This window comes from Halostagnicola alkaliphila (assembly GCF_055379965.1).
This window is the reverse complement of the sequence record NZ_AP043826.1, coordinates 358,104-373,212: the sequence shown is the minus strand read 5'-3', so window position 1 is coordinate 373,212 and position 15,109 is coordinate 358,104. Positions and strand designations below refer to the sequence as shown.

Here is a 15,109-nt window from a genome sequence, read left to right as displayed (position 1 = left end):
TACGCCGTTTTTCGCTGCATTGTCTGTGGATTTACTTGGAGAAATCAGCATGATTCGACGGCCACATCATCGAAGAACTGAAAATCATCCTGTGTTATGACTGTTGCGCCAATTTCCTTGGCCACGGCGGCGATCAATGCGTCTCCGACGAGGGAATTCATTTTATCTCGATTTATATGCTCGTCTCGATGGAGTGTTGCTTCTAGCTCTCCTGCAATAACGCTATGTTCGACGCGAAACGGGACGATAGTTAGCCACTCGAATTTCGAGCGTATCTCGAACGGATCGAGTTGTCCTTGTAGTTCTCGTCCGACCGCGATCTCTTTGATGTTCAGGGTCGTCGTTACGGACTCGCTCTCTTCGTGTGACTCGAGATATTGCTTAACCTCGTCTCGGCCCGCCCAGTAATGGATGAGAAAGGTCGTATCAAGCAGTTTCATTGTCTGTGTCTGCCATCTTCTCGAGTGCTTCTCGTTGCCGCGTTGCTAGGCCCTCACTCGTTTGACCACGGGAGTCCGCAACGATTTGCTCGAGCTCGTCAGCGTCTCCTTCGGGGAGCGTTCCGAACTCTTCACGCCAGTCGGTGGTCGTTTCGTCCAAGAGGCGATCCATGAGATCGGTAAAGCTCTCATCCTCCCGTTTTCGAGCCTTCAAACGCTCGTATATCTCATCTCGAACGCCGATCGTATTCGTCCCCATGGTTTGTGTTTGTGTACACAAACACAAGTTTGTTACTGCTCCTTCGATGACGTTCGTGACAACTGATTTCCCTCGCGATTACTGCCCTTCGAGCGAACTACCTAACTCAGCCAGCAATTGAGCCGCTTACCGCCGTCGCCGGAGACCAACGAGTACCGCGAGCAAGAGCGAGAGCGAGCCGACCGCGACGGCCGCTCCGAACCCGCTCATCGGCTCGTCACCCGTCGCTTCCTCGATCTCGATCGTTCCGGTCCGCTCGATCGCGTTCTGTCTGTAGTCTCCAGACGTACCCGCCGAACTGTCCGTGAACTCGAGTTCGCTCGTGCCCAGTTCAGCGTCTTCGTCGACCTCGAACGTGATCGTCGCGACCGGGGCGTAGTTCGTCGTGCCGTTACCGGGTGGGTCGCGTTCTTTCTGAATCGTGACGTTGCCGGTCTCCTCGTCGACTTCGTTCGACCGGTGGAGTTCGACTTCGTCGCCGTCTATCTCCTCTTCGAACCAGGTACCGTACTCGACGTTCGCAACCGAGAGGTTGTCGGCATCGTGGCCAACGGTCACATCGATATCGGTCACGCCGTTTCCAGAACCGTCGCCGTGGCTCGAGAAGAGCACGTCGACCTCGACGGTTTCACCCGGGACGGCCGTCACGTCCTCGTCGTCGAACGACATGACCGCGGAGCCGTCCCCGGCACCGACCGGCGCGACCAAGAGCGCGCTCGCGACCAGACAGACCGCGACCACGACCGCGCCTCGAGCGAGCCGTCCCGTCGTCATTCGTCGACCTCCGGAACCGTCAGTTCGACCGGCGGCATGTCCAGAAACGCCGTGTCGTACCCTTGGTGGCGCGCGACCTGCGGGAACGAATCGATTTCGACGGTCACGTCGTCGCCCGGTTCGACGCCCTCGAGGGCCCCGCCGTAGTGGAGGTCGAACTCGTCGTCGATCGTCTGCTCGAGCGAGACCGATTCCTCGGACGCGCCGTCGACGGACGCCGACAGCGACATGTCCGCCAGCGGCACGCGGTTGTACGGCGTCCGCGGCGAAACGAGGAGGTACCGTTCGTCGCCGTCGACGAACCGCGAGCCGGACTCGAGCAGTGTCGCCACGAAAACGGCGTCGCCGCTCGTGGCCTCCTCGTCCCCGTCGGCCGGCTCGAGGCGGGTGCCGGGGTACTCCTCGGCGGGTGGTAACTCGGAGTAGGGAACGTGTGCGTGATTATCGTGCTCGCCGTCAGCATCGTGCTCGTGGTCGTGATGATCGTCCTCGTCGCCGTGTTCGTGGTCTTCTTCGTCGTGTTCGTGACCGTCGTCGCCGTGTTCGTGATCGTCGTCTTCGTGGTGGTGATCTTCCTCGTCCCCGTGGCCGTGTTCTCCGTGGTCCATCGGCTCGAGCGCGCCGAGTTCACCCCACTCGTCTTCGTCGAAGTACTCGACGCCGGCGACGACCTCCTCGCGGAACTCGTCGTCGTACTCGAACTCGAACGAAAGCGTCTGGGTTTCCTCGTACTTGCCCTCGAGTTCGCCCGTCGTTCGAACGTCGAGCGGCGGCAGCGTCACCTCGGCGGTGTGCGTGCCGTCCTCCTCGAGGGTGACGTTGTCGCCGAAGTGAAAGCCCATCTGCTGGGAGATCATCGGCCACGGCGTCCGCGGCGAGCCGACCTGTTCGCCGTCTTTCTCGACTCGAAGCTGTGCGCCGCTGTCGACGGGGAGGACGATGCCGGTGTCGGTGTCCCAGACGGTCATCATGAGGTGGACGCCGTTGCCGTCCTCGGGCACTTCTTCCTGGATTTCGTTCCCGCTGATGATCCAGAACGGGTGCGTGTACGAGAGCATCGGTGCGAGCGTGTACTCGCCAGCTTCGACCGGCTCGAGCATCCGCATCGCCTCGCGATGTGTCGGGAGATAGACCGCGTCCGGTTTGTCCTCGATCTCGTAAAACTGGGGCATCGCGGGGTCGTCGGTCGGATCCGGATCCGCCGATTCGTCGTCGAGCTCGAGCGTACAGCCTGCGAGGCCCGCAATTCCCGCGGCTGCGCCTGCGTGTGCGAGAAATCGTCGTCGATCGATTCGCCGCTTCATGTGGTGTGTGTCTGACATTGGTTGCTTGTAATCGTTCGCTTTGGGGTCGACTATTCGGGCGACGCCGGTGGCAACGAGCGACGGGATCGAGGCGGGACGAGGTAGTTTCCGCGTCGATTGACGAAGATGTAGCCCAGTATGCCGTGATTCTGGCGGATGCCGATATCCAAGTCGTCTCCTGTCATCGCGTCGCGAACCGCTCGAAACTCCTCGAGTCCGCGCTGGAGTGAGAGGAAGTGCAGCCCCGGACTGTCGCCGTCGACCGTGTTGAAGTCCCGCCGCAAGAGAAGCGGATTGCCGTTTTCTCGAGCCCGCGCGGCCTTCTGGGCGTGTCCCACGACGCCGGGGTTCGTCGCGTCTGCTTCGGTCGCCTCGATCCGCTCGTCGGTGAGTCCGCTCGAGGCTCCCAACGCTTCGCCGACTTCGCCGACCAGATCCTCCTCTGCGTGTTCCGGGCTGAACGTCTTCATCACGCGCTGGGTGTGGTTTTCCTGTTCGAACCAGACCTCGAGTTGAATCCCCATCGAGGAGAGCTGCTGTGTCGTCCCCTCAGCGAAGGGACCCTCTTCGATGGTAACCCGATCTTCGGTCGCCTGACTCTCTCGGAAGCCGGATCGAAAGCCCATGAAAAACGGAGCGTCCTCCGGCACCGAGTCCGGAACGCCACCGACGTCCGCGTGCTCGGCCGGGAGTCCCTCGCCGACGAACCCGGTCCGGCGGTGCTCGTCGACTCGACCGAACACGCCCGTCAGATCGTCCTCGACCGGTTCGTCGTTTAGCTCCTCGAGTTCGCCGAAGAGGGCCTCTTCCGCCCGGAGCACGACATCGGCGTGGTCGCTCGCGAGGTGGAGAACCGCGTCGAACTCGTCGAATTCGGGATCCTCGTTGACGGTCAACGGCTCCGGAACCGGCAGGTCGACCGCTTCCGGCAGCGACTCGTCGAACCGGTCGAAGTACGAGGGCGTATAGCCCATCGTAAACAGCAGTCCGTCGTTGCTCCACTCGTATGCCCGCTCGAGCGTTCGCAGGCTCGCCTCGACCGTGTCCGATGCGTCGTCGAACGAGTTGCCATCTCCATCGTCGAATTCGATTTCGAGGGAAAGCGCGACCAGCACGTGGTGCTCTGGCGGTTGGACGTTGCCGTCGTCGTCGGTCTCGAGAAACTCGTTCCAGGCGTGTTGGCGTTCGGGAAGCGAGTCGGGGTCGTCGGTTCCCGTCGGAACGTCGATATCGTCCTGCTCGTCGACGCAGGCGCTGATGGCGCTGGCTCCGCCGACCGCGACGGCCATTCGGAGATAGTCCCGACGAGAGAGTTCATTCCGCGCTGGAACTGTCACTGTCGAGGTGTTGGTCTCGAGAAATATATATGTGTATTTCAGGCTCGGTTCCCGCCGTTACCGTGGACGTATTCGCGTTGCCTCTCTGGTGTGATTTCCTGCCCGAAAGCTATAGACGGTCAATTTTGATTGTCTCGATGAAATCGAACGCTGTCAGGCTGTCGTCGGATACGGCAAAGGTTGTGACGGTTCCGAGTCCACCCGCCCCGCATCGGGCGATCGAACCGAACCGGTTCGGTCCGTTCGATGACCACGACCCACAGCGTTTTGAGCGATGTCGTGGTGGCGTCTGGGTATGGACGCCGCCAAACTTCAGAACGCTCGGACGGAACTCGAGGACGCCGTCGAAACCGCGGACGACGATATTCGAGACGACCTCCGTGACGCGGCGGGTGCGTTCGCCGAACTCGCGACGGAGACCGAAAACGTGGACCACGCCGTTCTCGACGAACACCTCAACATCCTCCGCCAGTTGAAACAACGAGCCGGGGGCGACGCTGAGGCGGCCGTCGATCGTGCGCTCGAACACGCTGAAGACTACCGCGAGGAACTCGAGCAGTCGTAAATAGTGCTCTCCGTCGTCCCGAATAACCGATACTCGAGACGGCCTCGCTACGATTCCCTCGGCGAGCGATCCTGCACGTCCACCTCGGCGTTCGTCTCCTCGAGTAACTCCTCGAAGCCGATGTGCTCGAACTGGTCGACGACGGCGGATCGCTCGCCCGCGTCGACGTGCTCGAGGACGACGCCCATCACCGTCGGCGAGACGCTTTCGCCGGAGAGCTCCTCGGTCTCGAGTCGCTGGTCGACTCGAGCGACGAACTCCGATTTGGGAAACCGACGGCCCGACTCGCCGTCGGTTAGCGGGCTGCTCAGATCCCCCGGCAGTTGGGCCGCGAGGTCGGTCGCCTGATCTTCGCTCAACCGCTCGCCGAGCGTCGAGAGGACCGCCCGCGTCGCGTCCATCGCGGTCTCGTCGTGAATTCCGCCCAGCTCTTTCCCGTCGATTCGCTCGTTTACGGTCTCGAGAAACTCCGTCTGGTCCATGTGCGGCCACACAGCGGACCGCCCCCTGAGGGTTCGGGTAGCACGTGCAGGCGGTGTTTCCGTTATCGACGTCGTCCTTTCACTCGGTCGCGACCGCGTCGAGTTCCTCGAACAGGTCGTCGTAGCCGAAGGCCTCGAACCGGTCCAGAATCGTCTCTCGCTCCGTTTCGTCGACGTGCTCGATCACCGTCGAAACGACCGCCAGCGTGATCGTCTCCGTCTCGCCTGTATCCGTCCTGTCGGCGCGCTTTTCGATCCGCTTGAGGAACTCCTCGGTGGCGAGGCGTTCGTCGTCGTTCCCGTGGGTGAGTTCGTCGCCGATCTCCTCGGGCAGTTCCCCGTGGAGCCGTTGGGCGTCGTCGGTCTCGAGTTGCTCGCCGAGCGTTTTTAATACTGCTCGAGTGGCGTCAACGGCATCGTCTCGGTCCGCGAGCTCCGCCCGCTGTTCGACGGTATGGTAAAACTCGTCTCGTTCCATACTAGTGGTACAGCCGGCCGGTCGGTGGGCGTTCGGCTGGCGAATGCATGTCGGGGAAAATCCGAGGCGAGTGAACTGTGGTGGGTTACTCGAGTGGTCCAGCGCCGCCGGCTACTCGAGCGAACCAACCCTGCAGGCTACTCGAGTCGATCCAGCACGGCCTCTTTCTCGTAGGCGAGCGTCAACGACCGCGAGCGCCCGCGGCCGTCGATTTCGGCGTAATCGGCTTCGATCAGCCCGAGCTGGTCGAGTTTGTTGACGATTTCCGAATACCGCGTGTAGCCCAGTTCGGTTTCCTCGCGGAACGCCTCGTAAACGTCGCCGGCCTGTTCGCCGTCGTTGGTGGCGATTACCTCGAGCAGGGCGCGTTCCGTGTCGCTGAGCCCGGAAAGGCTCTGGGAGAGGCTCACGTATTTGGATTTCTCGTAGGCGTTCTCGACGTCTTCGCGCTCGACGACGCGACTGGCGCGCATCTCGGCGGTGAGCCCCGCCCGTCGAAGCAGGTCGATCCCGACCCGGAGGTCGCCGCTGTCGGCGGTCAGTTCGCCGACGTACTCGAGGGTGTCCCGGGTGATGACGCCCTCGTTGAACCCCTTGCGGACGCGCTCGTCGAGGATGTCGACGATCTCGGGCTGGTCGTACACCGGAAAGTAAACGTCCTCGGGGCGGAACACGCTCTGGACGCGCGAGTCCAGTTCGTCGATCACCTCGAGGGTCGGATCCGAGGAGACGACGACGACGCCGATCTTCGCGCCGGGGTACTCCTCGTGGGCTCGAAGCAGCGAGTAGAGCGTATCGGAGGCCTCGTTTTCGTAGAAGAGGTAGTTCACGTCGTCCAGCGCGACGACGAGGACCCGGTCCTCCTCGACGAGTTTCTCGGCGATCTGGCCGAACAGCTTCTTGAAGGAGATTCCCGACGAGGGCGGTTCGTAGTCGAACGTTCCCTCGAACAGCCTCGAGAACACCGAGTAGCGCGTCGAGTTGACCTGACAGTTGACTCGAATCGTCCGAATGTCGCCGGTCTGCGCGCCGACTTCGTCGAACAGCTTCTGAATCGAGGTGGTCTTGCCGGTCCCGGGCGGTCCCCGAACCATCACGTTGAGCGGGCGCGACCCTCGAACCGCGGGGCGCAAGGCGTAGGTCAGGCTCTGTGTCTGACTCTCGCGGTGTTTGAACGTCTCGGGGACGTAGTCGATCTCGAAGACGTGCTCGTTCCTGAACACGGATTCGTCCCACGACAACATCCCCTCTTCGGGGTCCCCATCCATTAGTTTCACCACGCTCTCCGAGCTACTTAGTTGTTTTTGGCGTACGGGTGGTTCCGTTTCCGATAATATCCCGTTTCAGGCCGTCTCGATCGGTTCGATCCATCGGTCGAGATCCGCCGGAGCGATACGGGAACTGTGGGCCACTCGAGCGTGTGCTCGAGCCAGCGTCTCCGCTTCCCCGTCGCCGTCGGCCCGGAGCATGAACGAACAGCGCTCCCGCGGGCATTCAAATTGGTATGGCATACCATAGGGTCCGTTCGAACGGGAATAGTCGTTGTACTTGCACACTCGTGGAAATTTACCCGTGAAAGTTTATCGGAATCGTCGGATTCCGAATGCTGAACTGATTCTCGTATTACCCATTGAACAGGACGATTCCGACGATCACCGCAGTGATGGCCATGAGCGCCCCGCCCGTCAGGAAGAGCATCGCGTAGGAACTCACCGAGAGCAAGAATCCGAACGCGACGGGCGACACCGAAATCGCGCCCGTCTTTCCGACCTCGAGGACGCTGACGATGCGCCCGCGGACGTCGGCCGGGGCGCTCATCGTGACGATATCGTTCGCGACAGGGTCGAAGAGGCCGTCGCCCATGCTGGTCAGAGCGAGGATGGTGATGACGATCCAGGTATCGGTCGTCAGGAGGAGCGCCCAGGTCCCGACGCCGAAACAGAGCAGGCTCGAGACGAGAATCGTCGGCCGGCTGATGCGAGTGGCGAGCCGTCCCGCGTAGGGAGCGGCGACGAACCGGCCCAGCCCGAGGACAGCCACCGCCACGCCGCCGATCAACTCGCTGGTTCCCAGCACGGTCACCGCGTACAGCGGGATGAACGTAAACAGCGCGTAGCGAACGAAAAAGAGGACGATGACACCGAAGATGACGATACCGGCCTCTCTCGTGAGCGCGTTCCAGACTTCCCGTGCCATCGCGCCAATGCGGGAACTGACGGCCGGAGCGGGCGTGTCGCCCGCCGGGGGCGTGTCCGGGTTTCCGGGCGTTCCAGTGCCGGGTTTCTCGGGCGTTCCAACGTCGGGGCTCTCGCGCGTTCCAGTCTCAGGGTTCGGCGAGGCGTCGGATTTGCTGCTGGCAGAAACTCCCTTCGAAGAACCTGGATTCGGCGACGAATCGGGTTCCGGGAGCCAGAAATAGCACATAATGAATGCGACGAACGTGATGCCGTACAGCCCGAAGGGGAGCCGCCAGGAGACGTCCACGAGAACGCCGGCGGCCAGCGGCGAGACGATGCCGCCGAGTCCGGTAATGCTCGTGAGGTAGCCCTGTGCCGTGGTCGCGGTAGCTCCGTCGTAGAGGTCGCCGATTAGCGTAATCGCCATCGGAAGCAGGCCCGGGAAGGCACACCCCTGAACCGCACGGAGGAGCAGGATTACCGCGAAGGTATCGACGAACCCGATCAGCACGCCGGCCGCGCCGTAGACCAGCAGCGACCACAGAAACACCGTCCGTCGACCCCAGATATCCGTCACGACACCGACCGTCGGAATCGCGACCACAGCCGTCAGGAAGAAAGCGGTCATCACCATCCCGACTCGAGCCTCCGTCAGGTCGAAGGTCGACGCCATCCCCGGCAGCGCGGGAGAGACGAGCGTGCTCGAGAGCACGCCGACGCCGGCGAGTCCAAGAATGGCGTAGAGCTTCGGATCGGTTTTCAGCGCGTTCGCTCCCGTCATTCGGCTACCTCGCAGTCGCCGTTCCGACGCTGTGCCGGCTCTCCATCCTTGTCACGTGTTGGCAACCGATCACGGTGGGACGTAACGCGACGGATTGTAAATAGGTACCGACTCTCGAGGGTTCTGAGTCCGTTTCGGATACTCGGTGGGGAAGTCTTTCCGGGGAGTCACTGGACTTCCCGGGACCTCACTCGAATTTCTCGAGCAGTCGGTCGTAGAAGACGGCCTCGCTTTCGTCGGCCAACTTCTCGACGATCAGCTCCGGCGTCGAGCGCGCGAGGTGGTCCTTGATCGGCGAGCGGTTAACCTCGAGTTCTCCGTCGACGAGCCCGATCGCTTCGATGCCGTCGACGGTCACGTTGTAGGCGGCCATCTCGCGGATCTCCCCCGCGAGGTGGGAGACGAACACCGCCGTCGCCCCGTTTTCCGATAACGCTTCGAGGATACCGGCAATGATCTTCGCCGACGCCCCGGGTTCGGTGATGCTCTCGAGTTCGTCGACGAGCACCAGCGATCCTTCTCCGCCGTCGGCCAGGTCGGCGAACTGCTGAACCGTCGACTCGAACGCACCCGCGTCGAGGGTCCCCTGGGTCTTGGCGTGATAGTGGAGGTCGTCGAACCGTTCGAGGCGAACCCGATTTGCGGGGACTGGAAGTCCCATGTGGGCCAGTACGACGACGCTCGCGACCAGATCGAGCGTCGAGGTTTTCCCGCCGCTGTTGACGCCCGACAGCAACGCGACGCCCGAAACGTCGTAGTCGACCGGCTCGATCTCCTCGAGTGGCTCCGGGAGGAGCGGCGATCGGCCGTTTTCGATCTCGAACCCGTCTTTCTCGCTCCGGTCGTCGACGTTCGCGCTCGTCGAACCGTTCGAGGCACCGCTGTCGACGAACTCCGGCATCGTACACTCGAAATCGCGCCCAAATCGGGCGATCGCGAGTTCGACGTCCAGCTCGAGGGCGTTCCGGACGAGCTGTTCGGCGCCGTCGCGTTGATCGGCGAGATCAGCCGCCAGATCGCGTTTCAGTCGCGCGCCGCGGCGCTCTTTGGTCGCAGTAAGCTCCTCTCGGAGCCGGCTGACGGTTGCTTCGTCTCGTTCGACCGGAAACGTCGGCTCGTCGCCGTAGACGCGGCGGGCGAGTTCGGCCTCGCCCGCGTCGAGGTCGAGCGCGTCGATCAGGTGCTCGCGGGCGGCCTCGACGGCCGCGGCGTACTCGTCTGCCAGCTCTCGAGAGAGCAACGAGTCGACGCCGGCTCCCTGTTCGACCAGCGAAAGCAGGTCCGAGCCTTCGATCGTAACGTCCTGTTCGCGGATCGCCTGTCGAAGGTGGTCATTCGCGACGGATTCGCCGGCTCCGACGGCCGCGTCGAGGTCGTCGATCGCCGTCGCGAGCCGATCCAACTCCTCGTCACCAGCGACCGTACCGTTTTTGTCCACTCTCGAGAGGCCGTCCTCGAGCGCCGCGAGATCGCAGTCCGTCTCGAGGTTGGCGTTGCGATGGACGTCGATCGCCGCGCGCAAGCTGTCTCGATTGCGCGCGAAAAAGGCAAGCGAGCGCTCGGGGACGACGTCAGCCGGATTTTCGAGGGCATCGGGACGAACTTGGACGTCGCCCTCGACGGTGACGCCGGCGAACGCCTCGTCGAGCGCGATCACCGTCGAGTAGCCGCGAGCGAGCTCGGCCAGCCCCTGTGCGTCTTCGACGACTTCGACGGAGAGTTCCGGGATCGCTTCTCGAGCGGCCGTATACCGTTCCGCGTCGGTCGTCGCGAGACACCGCTCGCGAACCTGGACGTCGCCGCCGGTCTCGAGCGGTTCGACCCCCTCGAGCGCCTCAAGGACGGGCGGGCTGGGGTCGCGCTCGAGCGCCTCTCGCGCGAATCTCTGTACTTCTTCGATCCGCGACCGGCACGGACTCGGGTAAATCGTCTCGAGACGTTGGGCGCCGTAGCTTGTGACGGTGCGATCCTTGCACAGCGAGAGCACCTCCCGGTAGATCTCGCGTGCGCGATCGGTCGCGAGAAAGCCGCCGGGATCGTCGTGTTCGCGTCGAATCGCCCCGCGCGCGATTCGGGCGGCCCGCCCCTGCGTGATCCCCGGTGCTTGCGCGAGCGCCGCCACGTCGCCCGTTCTGAGCGCCTGCTCGGGGTCCTCGAGCGCTGCCAGCGATCGCGCGGTCTTCTCGCCGACGCCCGGAATCGTCTCGAGCTCCATCGACCGGGCTATTCTATCGAAACGAGAAAAAGGTCCCGTCCGCGCGGTGGTTCACTCTCCGGCCGCGATCGGAATGAGCGATGGGGTCGCTCAGCAGTATCCGCCTCCCGGAACGCTGTAACCGGACGGAATCGCCGGTTCCAGAGTTCCGAGAGCGCATCCTTCATTACTCGCTGTCCCCGACCACCTGGTGTGGATCTCTCCATCGTCGACCTCGCGCCCATACCCGAGGGCGGGTCAGCAACGGAAGCGTTCGAGAACACGGTAGAACGAGCACAGAACGCCGAGGAACTCGGCTACTCGCGCGTCTGGGTCGCCGAACATCACGACTTCGCCGATTCGTTGGCGAGTACGACTCCCGAAGCATTGATTCCGCATATCGCCGCCAAAACGTCGGATATTCGTGTTGGCTCCGGCACCGTCCTGCTCAATCACTACAGCCCGTACAAGGTCGCGGAGACGTTCAGCGTCCTCGACGCGCTCGCTCCCGGCCGGATCGACCTCGGCCTCGGTCGCGCGACCGGAAACCCGGTCAGCGACCGCGCGTTGCAAAACGATAGGAGCCAGCACCGTCCCGGCTCCAACGAGGATCACGAAGAGAAAATCAACGAAGTGGCCGCTCACCTCTACGACGGCTTCCCGGACGAGCACTCGCTCAGTCAGCTCGAACTGGCTCGCGCACGCGAGACCATTCCGGATATTTGGGTCCTCGGCTCGAGTCCCTCGAGCGCCGCTATCGCCGGTCAATTGGGGCTTCGATACTGCTTTGCGGCGTTCATCAGACCCGAGCCCGCGGTTCGGGCGCTTAAGGCCTATCGGGAGAACTTCCAACCGTCCTCGTTCGGGGCCGGTCCCGACGAACCTCACGGGATGATCGCGGCGAACGTCACCTGTGCGGAGACGGACGAGGAGGCCGCTCGGCTCCGCGCGACGACCGAAGCGACGCATCAGCGGCTCCGACAGGGAACGATCGATCGGCCGCCGATCCGATCGACCGAAGCCGCGATCGAGGAACTGGGGTACGTTCCCGAGCCGACCCCGACCGCACTCGAGCCCGGACAGTGGCCCCGCCAGATTTCCGGGAGTCCGTCCACGGTGCGGGAGCTATTGGACCAGATGACCGCCCAAACGGGCGTCGACGAGGTCGTCATCCAGCAACAACTCGCGAATCCCGACGACGTGCTCCGGTCGCACGAACTGCTCGCGGACGCGGCGGATCTCTCGCCGCGCTGACTCCTCGGTTCAAATATAACTAATTTGGCGGACACAAGTCCGCGGAGTAAGCCTTTCTCACACAGTATCGGGTGTCTTTTTCTCAACCACTGTTCTTTTGCGAATAGATTGAAAACGTCAAATATGGTGGCTTTCGACGAGTCGATTGCGCTGATTACCGGCGGGGGATTGGGAATCGGACGAATGACCGCACTCGAGTTCGCAGACTGCGGCACAAGCGTCGTCGTTGCAGACCTCGACATCGAAGGCGGTTATCTGAGTCAGTGAGCGACTCCTCCGTCCCCTTTCGTTTCGAAGAGGACTTTCGCGAGCAGTTCCGGTAGCGGTGGCTGTGTATGCACCCCCAACGAACTTCCTCGTCCGAACGGTACGGACCCTATGGTTCGTCTCCCACGGCTCGGTCGGAACGAGAACACGACAGCCCAGACCCCGACGGATGAAGATCGGCATGCGGCGTCTTCTGACAGCGCCGGACTCGGACGAAAACTCGCCGTCGCGCTCGGAATCGGAGCGCTCGCGTACCTGCTCGTTCGCCGCCGAAACCGCGAGGATTCGGGCCTCGAGCGGCAGTTACCCGATCCGTTCGGGTCGGACGAATTCGAGGGCGACGGGCTCGAGGGCGCACAGAAGATTACGATCGACGACCCGTCTTCCGAGTCGGATCAAGACGATGCGGATGGCGATGGCTCCATCGAATCCGCCTCGACGACGGACCGCTCGGCCGCCGAAATCGGCGAGCTCGCGGAGACGGACGTGCAGGAAGAACCCGCAGAGCCGGGCGAGATGACGATCGACGAGGAGGTTGCGGAGGAAGTCGTCGACGGCGAAACCGACGAGGCGGACGAACGCGAGGGCGACGACGAACCGCAGGTCGAAGACGACGATACGACTGGTACAGACGACACTGACGCCGAGGACGCCTGATACGGACGACGCCGACAGGTGCCGACGACACTGACGCTGGCGAAGAGAACGAACCCACTGAAACGAGCGAATAGACGCCAATCAAGCCGTCACAACGCGACGGGACGAATCGGTAACTCGAGCACGACGAACCGCTCTGGGCTTGCGTGATCCGGCGCTGTCGTTATTTTGTTGGCTGAGAAAAGACACGTATGGCACTCACACGGTTCCTCGGCTCGAAAGCGACCCGATCGCTAACGGTTCTCTCGGTCCTCGTCGAAGCGAAGCGATCGTTCGACCGCGGAAAGCGGACTCGAGCGGCTCTCTTGTTGCTCGTCGCCGTCTTCGCCTGGAAATGGGCGGTGATCGGGATGGCCGCACAGGGCGTCGTCAAACTCCTGCGGGGCGGGCGCTCGTCGGGTGCCAGCCCGAGCTAAGTTTTCGCGGGTCAGAGACCGTCAGCCGACGCGCCGTTTTAGATGATGCCGATTATGAACGCGAGACCCATCGCCACGAGGACGATCGCGGTGATCGTCGGCAGGTACGGCGTGTACCGTTCGATTCGGCTTTGATGGTGTTCGTAGCCCGCGATCAACAACAGCGTCGGGGCGATGATGGCAATGATCACCGAGATGGAGTAAATGAGCATCAACTCGAGGCAGAAATCCGTTCCGACGCAGATCGCCAGAATCTGGATCGGTTCCTCGTGAGCGAACCCCAGTAGTAAGGCGGTCATCCCGAGGGCGTAGAGTCCCCGTTCCGCGTGTTCTTCCTCGAGATGCTGATGCCCGCCGCCACCGGGGAGATAGCCTCGCAAGCGGCTGAAAACGCCGCGCTCGGATGTGTTCGTTTCTCGAGTCTCGTGACGGTGGGTGGCGCGAGTATCGTCGTGGTGGTGCGTCTCGTCCCCGCCGTCCGTATGATGGCTGTGGCTGCTGTGTTCGTGGGTATGATCGTGATTGTGATGACCGTCTCCGTCGTCTCCGCCGTTTGCTCGTTCGCCGTCGTGGTGGTCGTGTTCGCCGTCGTGGTGGTCGTCGTGATCGTGTTCTTCTACCGCGTGGCTCCCGTGGCGATACTCGCGAATTCCGAGCATGATCAGGAGTATCCCGGCGACGTATCGCATCCACGGTCCTTCCGCAAAAGTGGCGAACGTACTGAACCAGAAGTACGCGAAGACCAACACAACGCTGCTCACGAGGTGACCGACACCCAGTATGAGCGCGGCGACGAACCCGTAAAACAGCCGGCGCTGTCGATTCAACGCGTAGGTCGCCGCGATTGGCCAGCCGTGATCCGGCAGGACGCCGTGAACGAATCCGATGACGACGACGCCGAGAACGACCCCGATCTCCATACTGTACCCGCAGGCAGGTGTCGGTAAACAGGTTGTTATGACCGTTCTCGAGAAGTCGTAATACGACTGTTAACGGTTGCTAACTCGGGCGGGGTGAATGTTAGAAGTGACGTTGATGGCGAGGGTAGTTGTGAACTCGACCCGAGTCCTCAGTTGCCGTCGTCGTATTCGTACTCCGTCTCCGGATCTTCGACGCCCTCGGTTCGCGACCCGACCCACGCGCCGAGTGCGAGTCCGTAGACGAGGTGTCCGGCGTGAAACAGCGCGAGCTCGTCGTTCTCGAGTCGAATATCGAGGATCTCTTTGAGCATGATCTGGGAGCCGAACGCCGAGAGGACCATTCCGTACACCGATCCCCAGATGATACCCCGTTGTTCGGCTTCTATCGAGCGCTCGGCGTCTTGCAGCGCGAAGAGGCCGCCGAAGACTGCCCCCGCGCTCATCCCGTAGATGAGGTGCAAAACGAGTCCGGCGACCGGATGATCGTCCGGCTCTCCGTCGGCGACGTACTGCGTCCAGAAGTTCGCCGACGGCGGGAGCGATCGGAGGATGGGGAGCCGAAACGCGGTCATGATACAGGTCGCGACGAATCCGGCTTGCAGCCCCCGAACGGAAGCCGAGGCGGCGTGTTCCGCTCGTGATCGCGTTCCGTCCTCTTCGGTATCGCTACTCGAGTGCAACTGACGTAACCGATCGAATACGAACATTGTAGCCTACAGACCAGTCACACAACCTGTGGAAACTTAACGTTCGTGCGTGCACTAGCCGCTACGCTCACCGCTTTATCCGTCGATCCTTTGCTAT

Annotated in this window: 18 protein-coding genes; 5 read left to right on the top strand and 13 right to left on the bottom strand. The window is 62.5% G+C overall.

The features are described 5' to 3' along the window. Positions 1 to 44 precede the first annotated feature (44 nt). The 5 genes from ACZ5C7_RS06985 to ACZ5C7_RS06965 form a co-directional block, all read right to left on the bottom strand. Positions 45 to 440, bottom strand: a complete 396-nt coding sequence (locus tag ACZ5C7_RS06985) for a PIN domain-containing protein (RefSeq protein ID WP_464375624.1) — start codon at positions 438 to 440, stop codon at positions 45 to 47. After that, positions 427 to 699, bottom strand: a complete 273-nt coding sequence (locus tag ACZ5C7_RS06980; protein ID WP_464375623.1) for an antitoxin VapB family protein — start codon at positions 697 to 699, stop codon at positions 427 to 429. Before ACZ5C7_RS06980 ends, ACZ5C7_RS06985 begins: the two co-directional genes overlap by 14 nt. A 126-nt stretch (positions 700 to 825) precedes the next feature. Further along, a complete protein-coding gene (locus ACZ5C7_RS06975; protein ID WP_464375622.1) occupies positions 826 to 1,473 on the bottom strand; it encodes a cohesin domain-containing protein in 648 nt (215 codons plus the stop codon). Then, on the bottom strand, positions 1,470 to 2,777 hold the full coding sequence (locus ACZ5C7_RS06970; protein WP_464375621.1) for a DUF7350 domain-containing protein: 1,308 nt from the start codon (positions 2,775 to 2,777) through the stop codon (positions 1,470 to 1,472). The genes ACZ5C7_RS06975 and ACZ5C7_RS06970 overlap by 4 nt, the downstream gene beginning before the upstream one ends. Positions 2,778 to 2,827: 50 nt before the next feature. Then, a complete protein-coding gene (locus ACZ5C7_RS06965; RefSeq protein ID WP_464375620.1) occupies positions 2,828 to 4,114 on the bottom strand; it encodes a DUF7405 family protein in 1,287 nt (428 codons plus the stop codon). A 295-nt stretch (positions 4,115 to 4,409) separates the two neighbouring features. On the opposite strand from ACZ5C7_RS06965, the gene ACZ5C7_RS06960 reads away from it, so the two are divergent. Continuing rightward, entirely contained in the window at positions 4,410 to 4,679 is a 270-nt protein-coding gene (locus ACZ5C7_RS06960) for a DUF7553 family protein (RefSeq protein WP_464375619.1), read from the top strand. Positions 4,680 to 4,726: 47 nt separating this feature from the next. On the opposite strand, the gene ACZ5C7_RS06955 is transcribed toward ACZ5C7_RS06960, so the two are convergent. The 6 genes from ACZ5C7_RS06955 to ACZ5C7_RS06930 all read right to left on the bottom strand — a co-directional run bounded on the left by ACZ5C7_RS06955 (position 4,727) and on the right by ACZ5C7_RS06930 (position 10,812). After that, positions 4,727 to 5,161, bottom strand: coding sequence for a DUF2267 domain-containing protein (locus tag ACZ5C7_RS06955; protein ID WP_464375618.1), 435 nt, complete (start codon positions 5,159 to 5,161; stop codon positions 4,727 to 4,729). A gap of 79 nt (positions 5,162 to 5,240) precedes the next feature. Next, a complete protein-coding gene (locus ACZ5C7_RS06950; RefSeq protein ID WP_464375617.1) occupies positions 5,241 to 5,639 on the bottom strand; it encodes a DUF2267 domain-containing protein in 399 nt (132 codons plus the stop codon). Between the two features lie 137 nt (positions 5,640 to 5,776). Then, positions 5,777 to 6,907, bottom strand: a complete 1,131-nt coding sequence (locus ACZ5C7_RS06945) for an ORC1-type DNA replication protein (RefSeq protein WP_283836414.1) — start codon at positions 6,905 to 6,907, stop codon at positions 5,777 to 5,779. 75 nt (positions 6,908 to 6,982) lie between these two features. Then, on the bottom strand, positions 6,983 to 7,150 hold the full coding sequence (locus ACZ5C7_RS06940) for a DUF1059 domain-containing protein (protein ID WP_464375616.1): 168 nt from the start codon (positions 7,148 to 7,150) through the stop codon (positions 6,983 to 6,985). Between the two features lie 112 nt (positions 7,151 to 7,262). Then, entirely contained in the window at positions 7,263 to 8,597 is a 1,335-nt protein-coding gene (locus ACZ5C7_RS06935) for an MFS transporter (RefSeq protein ID WP_464375615.1), read from the bottom strand. 187 nt (positions 8,598 to 8,784) lie between these two features. Further along, entirely contained in the window at positions 8,785 to 10,812 is a 2,028-nt protein-coding gene (locus tag ACZ5C7_RS06930) for a MutS-related protein (RefSeq protein ID WP_464375614.1), read from the bottom strand. Positions 10,813 to 11,004: 192 nt separating this feature from the next. On the opposite strand from ACZ5C7_RS06930, the gene ACZ5C7_RS06925 reads away from it, so the two are divergent. The 4 genes from ACZ5C7_RS06925 to ACZ5C7_RS06910 all read left to right on the top strand — a co-directional run bounded on the left by ACZ5C7_RS06925 (position 11,005) and on the right by ACZ5C7_RS06910 (position 13,385). Continuing rightward, complete coding sequence (locus tag ACZ5C7_RS06925) at positions 11,005 to 12,045, top strand: LLM class flavin-dependent oxidoreductase (protein WP_464375613.1); 1,041 nt, start codon at positions 11,005 to 11,007, stop codon at positions 12,043 to 12,045. Positions 12,046 to 12,168: 123 nt separating this feature from the next. After that, the gene (locus ACZ5C7_RS06920) at positions 12,169 to 12,312 is read left to right on the top strand and encodes a hypothetical protein (RefSeq protein ID WP_464375612.1); all 144 of its coding nucleotides are present in this window, start codon (positions 12,169 to 12,171) and stop codon (positions 12,310 to 12,312) included. Positions 12,313 to 12,423: 111 nt separating this feature from the next. After that, positions 12,424 to 12,969: a hypothetical protein gene (locus tag ACZ5C7_RS06915; protein WP_464375611.1), complete on the top strand. Its 546-nt coding sequence runs from the start codon at positions 12,424 to 12,426 to the stop codon at positions 12,967 to 12,969. Between the two features lie 191 nt (positions 12,970 to 13,160). After that, positions 13,161 to 13,385 carry a hypothetical protein gene (locus ACZ5C7_RS06910; protein ID WP_464375610.1) on the top strand — a complete coding sequence of 75 codons (225 nt, stop codon included), beginning with the start codon at positions 13,161 to 13,163 and terminating at the stop codon, positions 13,383 to 13,385. Between the two features lie 38 nt (positions 13,386 to 13,423). On the opposite strand, the gene ACZ5C7_RS06905 is transcribed toward ACZ5C7_RS06910, so the two are convergent. Together ACZ5C7_RS06905 and ACZ5C7_RS06900 are read right to left on the bottom strand one after the other, a co-directional pair. After that, positions 13,424 to 14,305, bottom strand: a complete 882-nt coding sequence (locus tag ACZ5C7_RS06905; RefSeq protein WP_464375609.1) for an ABC transporter permease — start codon at positions 14,303 to 14,305, stop codon at positions 13,424 to 13,426. A gap of 149 nt (positions 14,306 to 14,454) precedes the next feature. Further along, positions 14,455 to 15,012 (bottom strand): hypothetical protein, encoded by a 558-nt coding sequence (locus tag ACZ5C7_RS06900; RefSeq protein WP_464375608.1) that lies wholly within the window; start codon positions 15,010 to 15,012, stop codon positions 14,455 to 14,457. Positions 15,013 to 15,109 lie beyond the last annotated feature (97 nt).